This is a genomic window from Rubrivivax rivuli (assembly GCF_004016505.1).
GTDB classification, from domain to species: domain Bacteria; phylum Pseudomonadota; class Gammaproteobacteria; order Burkholderiales; family Burkholderiaceae_C; genus Rubrivivax; species Rubrivivax rivuli.
In genome coordinates, this window is record NZ_SACR01000005.1 from 258,401 (window position 1) to 272,923 (window position 14,523).

Sequence of the window (14,523 nt, forward strand, 5' to 3'; positions counted from 1 at the left end):
TCAGGCGCGCGGCTGCAGCCGCTTCGGCCGGCCCGCGCCGGCCAGCACCTGCGCCAGTTCGGCCAGGCTCTGCAGGTTGTGCGCGGGCAGGAACTCGTCCACCGAAGGCAGCATCGCGCGGATGCCCGCCGCGCGCGGCTGGAACTGCTCGAAGCGCAGGAGCGGGTTCAGCCAGATCAGCCGCCGGCAGCTCTTGTGCAGGCGCTCCATCTCGAAGCGCAGCGTCTCGCAGCGCGGGTCGTCGGGCGTGCCGTGCTCCAGGCCGTCGCTGATCAGCAGCACGGTGGCGCGGCCGCTCAACACACGCCGCGCCCACTGCTGGTTGAACTGGTGCAGGCAGGCGCTGATGCGCGTGCCGCCCGACCAGTCTTGCACCGCCTGCACCACGCGCGAGACGGCGAGATCGGGGTCGCGCTGGCGCAGCGCGCGCGTGGTGCGCGTGAGCCGCGTGCCGAAGACAAAGCTCTCCACGCGCGCATCGGCATGGCCCAGCGTGTGCGTGAAGTGCAGCAGCATGCGCGAGTAGCGGCTCATGCTGCCGGAGATGTCGGCCAGCACCACCAGCGGCGCGGGCTGCACACGCGGGCGGCGCCAGCGCAGCTGCATCAGGTCACCGCCGGTGCGGGCCAGCGCTTGCAGCGTGGCGCGGCCGTCCACGCGCGCGCCGGCGCCGGGGCCGCTGGCGCGTTCGGTGCGGCGGGTGGTGAGAGGCTCGAACAGCGGCGCCAGCTGCCGCAGCAGGCGCTGCGCGGCGCGCCACTCGTCGGCCGTCATGGTCTCGAAATCGGCCTTCTGCAGCAGCTCGCGCTCGTTCCACGTGAGCGTGGCGTCGACCTCGATCTTCTCGGGCGGCGGCGGCGGGTTGGGTTGGTTCGGCTGGTGCGGGAAGAGGGCTTCGCCCAGGCGCCGGTTTTCGGGCACCGAGGGCTGCTCGGTCTTGGTCTGCACCCGCGGCAGCAGCATGGCCATCATGCGGCCGGTGATGTCGGGGTCGCGCCAGAACAGCGTGAAGGCCTGGTCGAAGAGCTCGCGGTGTTCGATGCGGTCGAGCAGGCAGGCCTGCAGCGTGGCGTGGAAGTCGGTGCGGCTTTCCAGCCCGCCCACCTGCAGCGCGTTCAGCGCGAGCTGGATGCGGTCGGTGGGCACCGGCATGCCGGCCGTGCGCAGCACACGGCCGAAGTGCATGACGTTTTCGGCCAGTCGGCCCGGCAGGGCGTTGACGTTCGGGGCGCGCAGCATCGTGGCTGCATTCTCGCGGGTTCAGCCGATGCGCCGCCCGTCCGCGCCGAAAGCCAGCGCCCAGGCGGCGTCGGCGCGCAGGCCCACGGGCACCCCCGCCGCCAGGTGGCCGTGGCCGGCCCCGAGCTTGGCGTGCAGCGGCTCCGCCAGGCCTTCCACCTGCAGGTGCAGCACCGAGGTGTCGCCCAGGTGCTCGGCCATCAGCAGGCGCGCCGGCACGCCCTGGCCGGCCGGCAGCAGGTGCAGGTGCTCGGCGCGCAGGCCGATGCGCTGCACCTCGGGCTGCGCCGTGGTGGGGGTGGCCAGCGCGTCCCACAGCGCGCGGTGCGCCGCGCTGGCGCCCTCGGCCGGGCGCGGCACGAGGTTGATGCGCGGCGCGCCCAGAAAGCCGGCCACGAACTCGTTGGCCGGCTGCTCGTACAGCGTCAGCGGCGCGCCCAGCTGCTCGATGCGGCCGCCGTTGAACACGGCGATGCGCGTGCCCATGGTCATGGCCTCGACCTGGTCGTGGGTGACGTAGATCATCGTCGTGCCCAGCTCGGCGTGCAGGCGCATGAGCTCGATGCGCATGTTCACGCGCAGCGCCGCGTCCAGGTTGGACAGCGGCTCGTCGAAGAGAAAGACCTTGGGCTTGCGCACGATGGCGCGGCCGATGGCCACCCGCTGGCGCTGGCCGCCCGACAGCTCTTTCGGCGTGCGGCCCAGCAGTTCCGAGATGCGCAGCACCTCGGCCGCGCGCTGCACCTGCTGCTCGCGCTGCGCGCGGGGCACGCCGGCCATCTTCAGCGCGAAGCCCATGTTCTCGGCCACGGTCATGTGCGGGTAGAGCGCGTAGCTCTGGAACACCATGGCCGTGCCGCGGTCGGCCGGGCGCACTTCGTTCGCGCGCTGGCCGTCGATGAAGAGATCGCCTTCGCTGAAGTCTTCCAGCCCCGCGATCAACCGCAGCAGCGTCGACTTGCCGCAGCCCGAAGGGCCGACGAAGACAAGGAACTCGCCATCGTTGACTTCGAGGTCGATGCCGCGGATGACCGACACCGCGCCGAAGCGCTTGTGCACACCGCGCAGGCTGAGCGCGCCCATCGCCTCAGCCCCCGGCCGCGCACGCGGCGGATGTGCGCAGCGCATGGCACTGCGCCACGAAGCTGCGGTACCAGTGCGCGCTGTCCTTGGGCGTGCGCTGCAGCGTGGCGTAGTCCACGTGCACGATGCCGAAGCGCTTGGCGTAGCCGCTGGCCCACTCGAAGTTGTCCATCAGGCTCCACACCATGTAGCCCGCCATCGGCACGCCCTGCGCCAGCGCCGCGGCGGTGGCGGCGATGTGCGTGCGCAGGTAGTCGGTGCGGTCGGCGTCGTGCACCTGGCCGTTCACCACCGCATCGGGGAAGGCGCCGCCGTTCTCGGTGATGTAGACCGGCGGCAGCGTGTAGTCGCGGTGCAGCGTCAGCAGCACCTCGGTGAGGCCGCGCGGGTAGATCTCCCAGCCCATCTCGGTGAGCTTCAGGCCGCTCTTCGTCACGTCGAAGGGCCCGGCCGCGCTGGAGACGGTGCGCGAGTAGTAGTTGATGCCCAGGTAGTCCAGCGGCGTGGCGATGTGGTCCATGTCGCCGGGCTGCACCACGGGCGCGTCGGGGCCCAGCTCGTCCAGCACCTCCTGCGGGTAGCGGCCGAGGAACAGCGGGTCGGCATACCAGCGGCGGCCGCGCGCGTCTTCCAGGCGCGCCAGCGCGGCGTCTTCGGGGCTGCCGGTGGCGGGCTCGTGGTGGCCCAGGTTGAGCACGATGCCCAGCTTCGTGCGGCAGCCGTCGGCCCGCAGGGCCTGCAGCGCCAGGCCGTGGCTCAGCAGCAGGTGGTGGGCCACCTGGCTGGCCGTCTGCCGGTTCTTCACGCCGGGGGCGAACTGGCCCTTCTCGTGGCCGAGGACGGCCATCACCCAGGGCTCGTTGTGCGTGGTGAGGGTGGCCAGGCGGCTGCCCAGGCGGCGGTGGATGCCCCGCGCGTACGCCACGAAGTGGTGCACCGTGCTGCGCGCAGCCCAGCCGCCCTGGTCTTGCAGGGCCTGCGGCAGGTCCCAGTGGTTGAGCGTGAGGTGGGGCTGCACGCCGCGCCGCAGCAAGCCGTCCACCAGGCGTTCGTAGAAAGCCAGGCCGGCTTCGTTCCAGGCGCCGTGCCCCAGCGGCTGCACGCGCGGCCATGAGATGGAAAAGCGGTAGGCGTCCACACCCAGCGAGGCGATGAGGTCGAGGTCGCTCTCCAGCCGGTGGTAGTGGTCGCAGGCGGTGTCGCCGTTGCTGGCATCGGCGATGGTGCCGGGCTGGCGGCAGAAGCGGTCCCAGATCGATTCGCCCTTGCCGTCTTCGCGGGCGGCGCCCTCGATCTGGAAGGCGCTGGTGGCCACGCCCCACACGAAGTCGGGCGGGAACTGGCGGGGCAGGTCGGCGTCAGGGTTCATGGTGTCTTGGCGACGGAGAAGGCAACAGGCGTGAGGCTCACTTCACCGCGCCGCTGGTGAGGCCGGCGATCAGCTGGCGCGAGCACAGCACGAAGAGCACCAGCAGCGGCAGCGTGGCGATGGCCGAGCCCGTCATCAGCGCGCCCCATTCGGTGTTCACGGGGCTCTGCAGGCTGCGCAGGGCCAGCGGCAGGGTGTAGTTGTCGGCGTTGCGCATCACCACCAGCGGGCCGATGAAGTTGTTCCAGCTCGCGATGAAGCTCACCAGGCCCAGCGTGCCCAGCGCCGGCTTCATCAGCGGCAGCACGATGCGCCAGTAGATGCCGAATTCGCCGCAGCCGTCCAGGCGCGCGGCCTCGATCAGGTCTTTCGGCACCGAGGCCGCCGCGAACTGCCGCATCAGGAAGATGCCGAAGGCGCTGGCTGCGCCGGGGATGTAGAGCGCGCGGTGCTGGTCGATCCAGCCCAGGGCGTCCATGATCAGGAAGGTGGGGATCATGTTCATGAACGAGGGCAGCAGCATGGTGGCCATCACCAGCGTGAACAGCGCGTTCTTGAAGCGGAACTCCATCAGCGCGAAGGCGTAGCCGGCCATCGAGCAGAACAGCAGCGTGAGCGCCGTGGACGCGAGCGCGACGTACACGCTCCAGCCCAGGTTGCGCCAGAAGGGCAGGCGCTCGGTGAGGATCTGCAGGTTCAGCAGCAGGTCGTCGCCGAACCACAGCGGCGGCGGCAGGCTGTAGATCTCGCTGCGCGACTGCGTCGCGAAGACGAACATGAAATAGAAGGGCGCCAGCATCACCAGCGCGCCTGCGCCGACGGTGGCGTAGGCCGCCCAGGTGCCGATGGTCTTGGGCGCGTTCATGCGCTGCCCCCGCGTGGCTTGAAGGCGCGGTTGGTCAGCCAGGTCAGCAGCGCCACCACGATGAACAGCAGCCATGACATGGCGCTGGCGCCGCCGAAATCATTGAAATCGAAGGCCATGCGGTAGAGGTACACGGCCGAGGTCATGGCGCTCTGGTCGGCGCCGCCTTTGCCGCCGGTGAGGATGAAGGGCTCCTCGAAGAGCTGCAGCCCGCCGATGACGCTGAGCGTGACGCCGAAGAAGATCATCGGCCGCAGCTGCGGCAGCGTGATGCACCAGAACTGCTGCCAGCGGCTGGCGCCGTCCATGGTGGCGGCCTCGTACAGGTCTTTCGGGATGGTCTGCAGTGCGGCCAGGTACAGCACCACGTTGAAGCCCACGTAGCGCCAGAACACGATCAGCGCGATGGCCGGCTTGATGTGCTCGGGCCGGTTCAGCCAGTCGATCTTCTCCATGCCGAAGAGGCTGTGCAGGCCCGCGTTGACGAGCCCGAAATCGGTGGAGAAGAGCGAGCTGAACATGATGGCCACCGCCACCGTGGAGGTGATGTAGGGCAGAAAGTACGCCCCCACCGCCGCATCACGGAAGCGGATGAAGCGCGTGTGGATGAACACCGCCAGCGGGATGGCCACCAGGTGCTGCGGCGCGCCGGCGGCCACCGCCAGCCACAGCGTGTTCTTCAGCGACTTCCAGAACCACTCGTCGCCCAGGGCGAAGGTGAAGTTGGCCAGGCCCACCCACTCCATCGCGCCCAGGCCGCTGGTCGGTTCCCACGACTGGAAGGCCAGATACAGCGAGAAGCCCAGCGGGAAGACGCCGAACACCGCGAACAGCACCAGGAAGGGGCTGATGAGCACATAGGGGGCCCACTGGGGCGACAGGCGGAGCGAGGTGGGCCAGCGCATCATGTTCACCTGAATGCGCGGCGTTCCAGCAGCCGCGCCGCATCGGCCAGCGCCGCGGCGATGGGCTTGCCACGGTCGAGCACGTTGTCAAGCTCGGTGCCCACCACCTCGTCGGCGAAGTTGGCCTGCTTGTGTACCTGCGTGGCGGTGATGCGCCGGGCGGCATCGCGCCACAGCGTGCGCGCGCGCTGGCCGCCCAGAAAGGGCAGGGGCTGCTCGAAGAAGGGGTCGTCGAAGGTCTCCAGCAGCGCCGGGAAGGCGTCTTGCGACTTGAAGGCTGCGAACTGCAGCTCGCGGTTCAGCGTGAGCAGTTGCACCAGCTCCCAGGCCAGCGCGCGGTTCTCGGGCTTGGCCTGGCGCGGCAGCGCGTAGTAGCTGCCGCCGTAGCTGACGAAGGTGTTCTCGGGCAGCTGTGCCACGCGCCATCGCCCGCTGGTGCCGGGCGCCACCCAGTTGGCCATCTGGCCCACCATCCACGCGCCCGTCAGGTCGGTGGCCAGCGTGCCGCGGCGGAAGGCCTCGGCCCAGTCGTTCGACCAGGCGGCCACGCGTGCATCCAGCTTGTGCTGGCGCACCTTGCGCGCCAGCTCGAAGGCGCGCACGAAGCGCGGCGAGTTCACCAGCACGCGCGATTCACTGTCGAAGTACAGGCCCTCGCCCGGCTTCAGGCCGCTGCGGATGACGATGTCCTTGACGGTCTGCGCGTTGCTGACGAGGTAGGCGCCGGTGGCGGCCTTCAGCCGGATGCCGGCGTCGACATAGGCCTCCCAGCTGGGCGTGAGATCGGCTTCACCGAGGCCGGCCTGGGCGAAGAGGTCGGTGCGGTACATCAGGGTGCCGGGGCCGATGTCGGTGGGCAGGGCCAGCAGTTCGTTGCGGCGGTTGATCGCCTGCTCGAAGGCGTAGGGCACGAAACGCGGCCGCAGGCGCAGCCCGTCGAAGGGCGGCTGCGCCAGGTCGGCCAGGCCGCGGCCCTGGGCGTAGCGGCCCACGTAGCTGGCCTCCAGCGTCATCACGTCGGGCAGGTAGACCGAGGTCGACAGCGCCGTGGTCATGGCCGTGTGGTGGTCGGCATAGGGCCGGCTGACCACCTGCACGGCGACATCAGGGTGGCGCTGCTGCCACGCCGGCAGCGCGGCCTTGACGATGGCGTCCACCAGCGGGAAGGCGGCCACGGTCAGCGTGGTGCGGGCCCGGGCGCGTGCGCGCCAGGGCAGCGCCGCCGCGGCGCCTGCAATCAGCAGCTTGCGCCGCTTCAGCGAGTTGGGGGGCTTCACGCTCTGCAGTGCTGCGCGATGAACTCGGCCTGCGTCGGCATGGCCTTCACGCACTTGTCGATGACCACCGCCACGTGCTGCACGTAGGCCGCCACCTCGTCTTCGCTGCGCAGGTCGGCGAAGGGGTGGTGGGCCTTGGGCATGAGGCGCTGCCCCACCATCACCTGCAGCCAGCTCGATTCGGCGAAGAGCTCCAGCCCATCGCGTTGCACGCGCCCGTTGCTGCGGAAGAGATCCATCTTGCGCTGCAGCGTCTCGGGCACCGGCATCGTGCGGCAGTAGTTCCAGAACTCCGAGTCGTCGCGCTCGGTGGCCTTGTAGTGCAGCACCAGGAAATCGCGGATGCGCTCGTACTCCCAGTGCGTCTGCGCGTTGTATTCGGCGATGTCGGCCGCGTCGAAGCCGGCGTGCGGGAAGAAGCTGATGATGCGCGAGATGGCGGTGTGGATGAGGTGGATGCTGGTCGACTCCAGCGGCTCCAGGAAGCCGCTGGACAGGCCCACCGCCACGCAGTTGCGGTTCCAGAACTGGCGGCGCCGGCCGGTGGTGAACTTCAGCGGGCGCGGGTCGGCCAGGGGCTCGCCGTCCAGGTGCTTCAGCAGGATGTCGGTGGCTTCGTCCTGCCCCATGAAGCTGCTGCAGTAGATGTGGCCGTTGCCCGTGCGGTGCTGCAGCGGGATGCGCCACTGCCAGCCGGCGGGGTGCGCGGTGGAGCGGGTCATCGGCAGCAGCGGCCCGGCCGAGGCGCAGGGCACGGCCAGCGCGCGGTCCACCGGCAGCCAGTGCGACCAGTCCTCGAAGCCAGACTTCAGCGTCTGCTCGATGAGCAGGCCGCGCATGCCCGAGCAGTCGATGAAGAAGTCGCCCTCGATGCGTTCACCGCTTTCCATCACCACGGCGTCGATGAAGCCGTCGGGTTCGCGCTGCGAGACGCGGGCGATCTTGCCTTCGGTGCGCCGCACGCCGCGCCCTTCGGCCAGGCGGCGCAGGAAACGCGCGTAGAGCCCGGCGTCGAAGTGGAAGGCGTGCGAGATGTCGGCCACGGGCGAGCCGGGCATGTCCTTGCGCGCCCGCATGAACTTGCCCGCACGCGGCGCGGCGGTGTTGATGGAGTAGGCCTCCAGCGGCAGCGCGCGGCCCAGCTGCGCCATGCGCAGCCAGAAATGGTGGAAGGGCAGGGCCTGCGTGGCCTGCCCGACGAAGCCGAAGCCGTGCACGTAGCGGTCGCCGATGGCGCCCCAGTTCACGAACTCGATGCCGAGCTTGAAGGTGCCCTGCGTGGCGCGCAGGAACTCGTCTTCGTCGATGCCCAAGGCGCTGTTGAACTCGCCGATGTGCGGGATGGTGGCCTCGCCCACGCCGATGATGCCGATCTCGTCGGACTCCACCAGCCGGATCTGGTGGTGGCCTTCCAGCACCTTGGACAGCGCTGCGGCCGCCATCCAGCCGGCGGTGCCGCCGCCGACGATGACGATGTTGCGTACCGGTTCGAGGCTCATGGGGAACTGCCGGTGAAGTGGCGGGGGGCCATGATGGCCCCCCGCCGGGCTTCAGAACTTGTAGGCCGCGCCCAGCAGCGTCTGGCGGCCGAACTGGTAGGTGTAGTTCGGCACCAGTTGCGCCGCGTCGGGCACGTCCACGTTGCCCGGCGTCTTGTAGTTGCGGGTGTAGGTGTCGGTGAGGTTGTTCACCTGCAGCAGCAGCGACAAGCCCTTCAGCGGCCCGTTGTCGGAGAAGGCGTAGCCCAGCTGCATGTCCACCACCTTGTCCGAGCCTTGCGAACGCGTGGTCGGCCGGAAGAAGATGTCGCGCGTGGTGGCCGTGAAGGCCGAGCGGTAGCGCTGGCTCACCCGTGCCGAGAAGCCGTTTTGCTCGTAGTAGACCGTGAGGTTGTTCGAGCGGCCCGACAGCCCGTTGATGGAGGTCTTGGAGTTCAGCACCACGAGGTTGCTGTTCTGGTCGACCTTCTGGTCGCTGATGGAGCTGTTGAGCTTGGAGGCGCTGAACACCACGCCGAAACCTTCCAGCGCCGGGTGCAGCAGCGAAGCCTCCAGCGAGGCCGCGAACTCGAAGCCCTCCACGCGCCCGCCGTTGCCGTTGCGCGGCTTGATCTCCCCGCCCAGCCGTTGCACCGTCACGCCGGGTGCCGGGGTGAAGCCCGGGGGCAGCGGCGTGGTCGAACGGTCCACCGCCTGTTCCGACGAGAGCACGTAGCTCAGCAGGTTCTTGCGGAAGGCCGCGAACGAGACATAGCTGCGCTTGCCGAAGTACTTCTCCATCGAGAAATCGATGGCGCTCGATTTCCAGGGCTTGAGCTCGGGGTTGCCCGCGTAGGTGGTCTGCCAGGTGCCCTGGTTGGGGCCGGGGTCGGTGTTCAGGCGCGGCGTGCTGCCGCCGGCGCGCATGTCGTTGATGTTCGGGCGGGCCGTGGCCATGCCCAGGCCGAAACGCGCGATGAGGTCGGGCCGCAGTTCGGCCGCCAGGTTCAGGCTCGGCAGCACGTCGGTGTAGCTGGCGCCGCCCGTGCGGCGGAACAGCAGGTTGAGGTTGGGGTTGTTGTTGTCCAGCCCCAGGTACTCGTAGCCCTCCGAGCGCTGCTCTGAGCGTATGGCCTGCACGCCGAAGTTGCCGCGCAGCGGCACGCCGGCCAGCTGGCTGTCGATGTCGAGCTGCACGAAGGCGGTGGTGATCTTCTCGCCCACGAAAGCGTCGTTGCTCTTGAGCTGGAACTCGGCCGCCTTGCGCCCCAGCGCGCCAGAGCTCACGAGCGAAGGCACGTCCAGGCGCATGAACTGGTCCACGCCCATCCACGACATGTTCAGCGGTGCGCGCACCGAGGCCTGCGGGATGGTTCGGATGGGGTTGCCGCCGGCGTCCAGCGGCATCACCAGGCGCGTCTCGTTCTTCTCGATGCTCTTGTCGCGTTGCGTGTAGTTCAGGCCGCCGGTGAAGTTGCTGAAGATGCCGAAGAGGTCCATCGGCCGCTTGGCGCTCAGGCGCAGGGTCTTGATCTCGTCCTTGGCCTTCGGGTCGCGGATCACGCCCGTCCAGCGCGGCTCGCCGGGCACGTAGTCGAAGCCGGCCACGTCGCCGAAGCGCAGGTTCGCGGCATTGGCCAGGAAGCCCGACTGCACCGGCGTGAACGACTGTGCGCTGCCGTCCACCGGCACGTTCCAGCGGTAGGGGCCGTAGGCCCAGTTGTTGGTGGCGTTGTTCCAGGGGCCGGCGTAGACCTCCTGGTAGACCTCGTCACGCGAGTTCTTGGAGTAGCTCAGGTCGGCGATGGCCGTCCAGTTCTCGCCCATGCGCAGCGAGGTGTTCCAGCCGATGGCGGCGATCTTGTCGCGGCGCGTGGTGTCCCAGTTCGTGGTGGTGGTGGGCAGCGCGCTGAAGGTGCCGCTGGTGGCGTAGGTGTTCTGGCCCACCTGCGTGGTGCCGACGTTGGACACCGAACTCGGCACGCCCACGCCGAAGACCTGGCCCCAGCTGGCGAAGAGGTTGGAGGTGAGCTTGCCGCCGACCTCGTGGGTGTCGAACTTCGAGTAGTACAGGTCCAGTTGGCTGCGCAGGTCCTTGTTCGGCTTGTATTCCAGCACCGCGAGCAGGCCGTCGCGCACGTTCTTCTTCGTGGTTTGCGAGCCGGTCCAGAACATCGGCAGCAGCGCCTTGCTCTCCGGGCCCCAGCTCACGCTGGGGGCCTGGAACAGCGAGCGCGGGATGCCCGTGACGGGCAGGTCGTAGACCGCGTAGTCGCCGTACTGGTCGAGCTCCGTCACGCGGGATTGCGTGGTCGATTCCAAGCGCGCGAAACCGACCGCCAGGCCGAGCGTGTTGTCGGCGAACTGGTCGACGAAGGAGAAGCTGAAGCGCTTGCCGGTGGGGCTGGCCACGCCGGGCACCTGGGTGTCCAGCGAGTTGCGCTCCAGGCGCAGGTTCAGCGCCATCTCACGCCCGCGCGTGTCGAGCGGGCGGCGCGACATCAGGTCGACCGTGCCCGAGAGGCCCTGGCCGATGAGGCTGGCGCTGGGCGTCTTGTAGACCGTGGCCGAGCCGATGAGTTCGGACGGGAACTGGTCGTACTCCACCGCGCGGCCGTCGTTGGAGCTGACGATCTCGCGGCCGTTGAGCAGCGCGCCCGAGAACGCCGGCGAAAGGCCGCGGATGGAGATGACGTTGACGCGGCCGTCGGTGCCGCGCTGGCCGGTCAGGCCGGGCAGGCGCGCCAGCGATTCGGCGATGCTGGCGTCGGGCAGCTTGCCGATGTCTTCCGACGACACGGCTTCGACGATGCTGTCGGAACTGCGCTTGGTGGCGATGGACGACTCGATGGAGCGCCGCAGGCCGGTGACCACGATGGTTTCCTTGACGGCGGCGGCAGAAGCCGCTGCAGCCGGCGCGGGCGCCTGCTGCGCCTGCACGCCACCGGCGGCGGCCAGCAGCGCGCAGGCGGCGGCGACAGGGCGCAAGCCCCAGCCAGGGCGCGCGATGTTCGAGCGGTGCGTGGAATTTCGGCTGTGCATCACTGTCTCCGGTGTGTTTTGGTGTGCGCAGGCACTGGGTGCCCAGCCCGCTTGAAAGCGGTTTCTTGATTCTGCGGATTCCGGACCCTCAGCCGATTCAGAGGAAACCCGGAAACGGCTGGTCTCGTGCGCACAGCGTGGTTCTTCGCCTACGAACAAGGCGTTCGGCGCCCGGCTGGCGGCCTCAGCCCAGGGCGAAAGAAACCGGTTTCATGATCTGCTGCGCTGCAGCGCCGAAGGGGCCCGGGCCGGGCCGCAGGAACGCCGGGCTCAGCGGAACGCCGGGCTCAGCGCTGCAGGCGCCGCGTGGATTCGCGCGGCACCAGCTGCGGTGCCGGCAGCACCACCTGGGGCGCTTCGCCACGCAGCATCTGCAGCATCGCCACGGCCGACTGGCTGCCCATCTCGTACACCGACTGCCGCACGGTGGTGAGCGGCGGCACCGAGAACTTGGCCGGGGCCAGGTCGTCGAAACCCACCAGCGACACGTCGTCGGGCACGCGCACGTTGCGGCGGTACAGGCCCAGCGCAGCGCCGATGGCGGTCTGGTCGTTGGCCGCGAAGATGGCGGTGAAGGCCAGCCGGCTGTCGAGCAGCCGGTTCACCGCCAGCAGGCCGCTCGATTCGGTGAAGTCGGCCGGCATCACCAGCGCCGGGTCGTAGGCGATGCCGGCTTCCTCCAGCGCACGGCGGTAGCCGGCCTGGCGGTCCAGCGCGTCTTGATGGGCCGGGTCGCCGGCGATGAAGGCGATGCGCCGGTGCCCGCACTCGATGAGGTGCCGCGTGGCCAGCAGGGCGCCGGTGAGGTTGTCGAAGTTCAGGCTGAACAGGCGCGGCCCGCCCAGTTCGCGGCCCACCACCACCATGGGCACCTGCTGGGCGTGGGCCTGCAGTTCCGCGTCGGGCAGGCGGCCAGCGAGCACGATGATGCCGTCCACGCGGCGCGAGAGCAGCGCTTCCAGCGCCTTGCGCTCGCCGGCCTCGTGCCAGTGGCCGCTGACGAAGATGGGGATGTAGCCCGCACGCTCGAGTTCGTCTTCGATGCCGTGCAGCGCCTCGCCGTAGAAGGGGCTGCTGATGGTCTGCGTGACGACGCCGATGCTCAGCGTGCGCCCGCCGGCCAGGCCGCGCGCCACGGGGTTGGGCCGGAAGCCCAGCGCGACGATGGCCGCCTGCACGGCCTGCATCTTGTCGGCGTGCACCTTGGCCGTGCCATTGAGGATGCGCGACACCGTGCTGGCAGAGACACCGGCGGCCTGGGCCACCTGGTGCAGCGTGACGGCCGCCTCGCCGCCCGGCGTGGTGGACGGTGCCGGGCCGGCCTTGCCGCGACGGGGAGGAGAGCTGGGCATTGAAGAAGGCGCGCAGGCCACAGAAACGCGCGGGATTGTTGCACCCGTGCCGGCCTTGCCGGGGCTGTGGCTTGCCCGGAGACCGCGCCGCGCCGGGCCTGCAGCGTCAGCGGCCGGGCTGCGCCTCGCTGCGCAGTTGCGCGAGCAGCCGCGCCGCCTCGCTGCCCTGCACCTTGGCGATGTCGTCCTGGTACTTCAGCAGCACGCCCAAGGTGTGGTTGATGGTCTCGGGGTCGAGCACCAGCGCGTCCAGCTCCATCAGCGCGCGCGTCCACTCGATGGTCTCGGCGATGCCGGGCAGCTTGTAGAGCTCGATGGCGCGCAGCTTCTGCACGAAGGCCACGATCTCGGCTGCCAGCTTCTGCGGCGCGCCGGGCACGCGGCGCGCGAGGATCTCGGCCTCGCGCTTGGTGTCTGGGAAGCCCACCCAGTGGTAGAGGCAGCGGCGCTTGACGGCATCGTGGATCTCGCGCGTGCGGTTGCTCGTCAGCACCACGATGGGCGGCTGCACGGCCTTCACGGTGCCGTACTCGGGGATGGTGATCTGGAAGTCGGAGAGCACTTCCAGCAGAAAGGCCTCGAAAGGTTCGTCGGCGCGGTCGAGTTCGTCGATCAGCAGCACCGGCGGCACCGGCTGCGCGGGGTCGATGGCCTGCAGCAGCGCGCGGCGGATGAGGAAGCGGTCGCTGAAGAGCTGCCGGGCCAGTTCGTCGCGCTGGGCGCCGCTGCCCTCGGCCATGCGGATCTCCAGCATCTGCCGCGCGTAGTTCCACTCGTAGGCCGCGCCGGCGAGGTCCAGGCCTTCGTGGCACTGCAGGCGGATGAGCGGCCGGCCCAGCATGGCCGCCAGCGTCTTGGCGATCTCGGTCTTGCCGGTGCCGGGTTCGCCTTCCAGGAAAAGCGGGCGCTGCAGCTTCAGCGCAAGAAAGACGGTGGTGGCCAGCGCGCGCTCGGGCACGTAGTCCAGCGCCAGCAGGCGCGCCGCGGTGTCGTCGATGCTGGTGGGCAGGTCGGTGGTGCTCAAGGGGCGGGTCCGAGAAAGGCAGGAAAGTGGGACTGTAGAAACAGGAACGCCGCACGCAAAGGTGCGGCGTTCGCGGCGCTGCGGGCGCCTCAGCCCACGGCGCGGGCCGCCAGCACCGGGATCAGCGCGGCGCGGTACTCGGCGCTGCCGTGCAGGTCGCTGTTCAGCTCGTCGGCCGGCACGGTGGCGCCGGTCAGCGCGGCGGCGCTGTAGTTGGCAGCCAGCAGCGCTTCCAGGCCGCTGGCGCGGAACACGCCATTGGCACCGGCGCCCGTGACGGCCACGCGCACGCCCCCGGCCGTCTTGGCCACGAACACGCCCACCAGGCTGAAGCGGCTGGCTGGCTGCTTGAACTTCTGCCAGCCCGCCTTCTCGGGGATGGGAAAGCTCACACCGGTGATGATCTCGCCGTCGTTCAGCGCCGTGGTGTAGACGCCCACGAAGAAGTCGTCGGCCGCGATCTTGCGCTGGTTGGTGTGCACGGTGGCACCCAGGCCCAGCACGGCCGCGGGGTAGCAGGCCGCCGGGTCGTTGTTGGCCAGGCTGCCACCCAGCGTGCCGCGGTTGCGCACCTGGCGGTCGCCGATGTGGCCGGCCAGATCGGCCAGCGCGGGGATGGCCTGCTGCACCTCTTTCGAGGCCGCCACGTCGGCGTGCGTGGTGCCGGCGCCGATGACGATGGCGTTGCCGTCGCGGCAGATGCCCTTCATGTCGGCGATGGCGCCCAGGTCGATCAGGGCCGAAGGCGCGATCAGCCCGAGCTTCATCGACTGCAGCAGCGTCTGGCCGCCGGCGATGTACTTGCTGTCTTCCAGGGCCGCGGCCTTGACCGCATCGGCCACGCTGCCGGGGGTGTTGTAGGCGAAAGCTTGCATGGTGTCTTCTCCTC

General features: G+C 69.7%; 11 protein-coding genes. All 11 read right to left on the reverse strand.

Translation table 11 applies throughout. The features are described 5' to 3' along the window. The 11 genes from EOE66_RS17185 to EOE66_RS17235 all read right to left on the reverse strand — a co-directional run bounded on the left by EOE66_RS17185 (position 1) and on the right by EOE66_RS17235 (position 14,509). A complete protein-coding gene (locus EOE66_RS17185) occupies positions 1-1,239 on the reverse strand; it encodes a vWA domain-containing protein (RefSeq protein WP_128229953.1) in 1,239 nt (412 codons plus the stop codon). A gap of 21 nt (positions 1,240-1,260) precedes the next feature. After that, the gene (locus tag EOE66_RS17190; RefSeq protein ID WP_128229954.1) at positions 1,261-2,322 is read right to left on the reverse strand and encodes an ABC transporter ATP-binding protein; all 1,062 of its coding nucleotides are present in this window, start codon (positions 2,320-2,322) and stop codon (positions 1,261-1,263) included. A gap of 4 nt (positions 2,323-2,326) precedes the next feature. After that, positions 2,327-3,691, reverse strand: a complete 1,365-nt coding sequence (locus EOE66_RS17195; RefSeq protein WP_128229955.1) for a GH1 family beta-glucosidase — start codon at positions 3,689-3,691, stop codon at positions 2,327-2,329. A gap of 37 nt (positions 3,692-3,728) precedes the next feature. After that, complete coding sequence (locus EOE66_RS17200) at positions 3,729-4,556, reverse strand: carbohydrate ABC transporter permease (RefSeq protein ID WP_128229956.1); 828 nt, start codon at positions 4,554-4,556, stop codon at positions 3,729-3,731. Then, on the reverse strand, positions 4,553-5,461 hold the full coding sequence (locus EOE66_RS17205; RefSeq protein WP_128230229.1) for a carbohydrate ABC transporter permease: 909 nt from the start codon (positions 5,459-5,461) through the stop codon (positions 4,553-4,555). Before EOE66_RS17205 ends, EOE66_RS17200 begins: the two co-directional genes overlap by 4 nt. Positions 5,462-5,466: 5 nt before the next feature. Continuing rightward, positions 5,467-6,738: an ABC transporter substrate-binding protein gene (locus tag EOE66_RS17210; RefSeq protein WP_205702726.1), complete on the reverse strand. Its 1,272-nt coding sequence runs from the start codon at positions 6,736-6,738 to the stop codon at positions 5,467-5,469. Next, a complete protein-coding gene (locus EOE66_RS17215; protein WP_128229957.1) occupies positions 6,735-8,237 on the reverse strand; it encodes a tryptophan halogenase family protein in 1,503 nt (500 codons plus the stop codon). Before EOE66_RS17215 ends, EOE66_RS17210 begins: the two co-directional genes overlap by 4 nt. 51 nt (positions 8,238-8,288) lie before the next feature. After that, on the reverse strand, positions 8,289-11,258 hold the full coding sequence (locus EOE66_RS17220; RefSeq protein ID WP_128229958.1) for a TonB-dependent receptor: 2,970 nt from the start codon (positions 11,256-11,258) through the stop codon (positions 8,289-8,291). Between the two features lie 287 nt (positions 11,259-11,545). Continuing rightward, positions 11,546-12,610 (reverse strand): LacI family DNA-binding transcriptional regulator, encoded by a 1,065-nt coding sequence (locus tag EOE66_RS17225; protein ID WP_128229959.1) that lies wholly within the window; start codon positions 12,608-12,610, stop codon positions 11,546-11,548. A gap of 106 nt (positions 12,611-12,716) precedes the next feature. Further along, entirely contained in the window at positions 12,717-13,634 is a 918-nt protein-coding gene (locus tag EOE66_RS17230; RefSeq protein ID WP_128229960.1) for an AAA family ATPase, read from the reverse strand. Positions 13,635-13,723: 89 nt separating this feature from the next. Then, entirely contained in the window at positions 13,724-14,509 is a 786-nt protein-coding gene (locus tag EOE66_RS17235) for an FAD binding domain-containing protein (RefSeq protein WP_128229961.1), read from the reverse strand. Between the last annotated feature and the right edge of the window lie 14 nt (positions 14,510-14,523).

Bases quoted from the DNA above. Each gene is read 5' to 3' on its own strand.
- EOE66_RS17185 (WP_128229953.1), bottom strand. From the start codon at position 1,239: ATGCTGCGCGCCCCGAACGTCAACGCCCTGCCGGGCCGACTGGCCGAA.
- EOE66_RS17190 (WP_128229954.1), bottom strand. From the start codon at position 2,322: ATGGGCGCGCTCAGCCTGCGCGGTGTGCACAAGCGCTTCGGCGCGGTG.
- EOE66_RS17195 (WP_128229955.1), bottom strand. From the start codon at position 3,691: ATGAACCCTGACGCCGACCTGCCCCGCCAGTTCCCGCCCGACTTCGTG.
- EOE66_RS17200 (WP_128229956.1), bottom strand. From the start codon at position 4,556: ATGAACGCGCCCAAGACCATCGGCACCTGGGCGGCCTACGCCACCGTC.
- EOE66_RS17205 (WP_128230229.1), bottom strand. From the start codon at position 5,461: ATGCGCTGGCCCACCTCGCTCCGCCTGTCGCCCCAGTGGGCCCCCTAT.
- EOE66_RS17215 (WP_128229957.1), bottom strand. From the start codon at position 8,237: ATGAGCCTCGAACCGGTACGCAACATCGTCATCGTCGGCGGCGGCACC.
- EOE66_RS17220 (WP_128229958.1), bottom strand. From the start codon at position 11,258: ATGCACAGCCGAAATTCCACGCACCGCTCGAACATCGCGCGCCCTGGC.
- EOE66_RS17225 (WP_128229959.1), bottom strand. From the start codon at position 12,610: ATGCCCAGCTCTCCTCCCCGTCGCGGCAAGGCCGGCCCGGCACCGTCC.
- EOE66_RS17235 (WP_128229961.1), bottom strand. From the start codon at position 14,509: ATGCAAGCTTTCGCCTACAACACCCCCGGCAGCGTGGCCGATGCGGTC.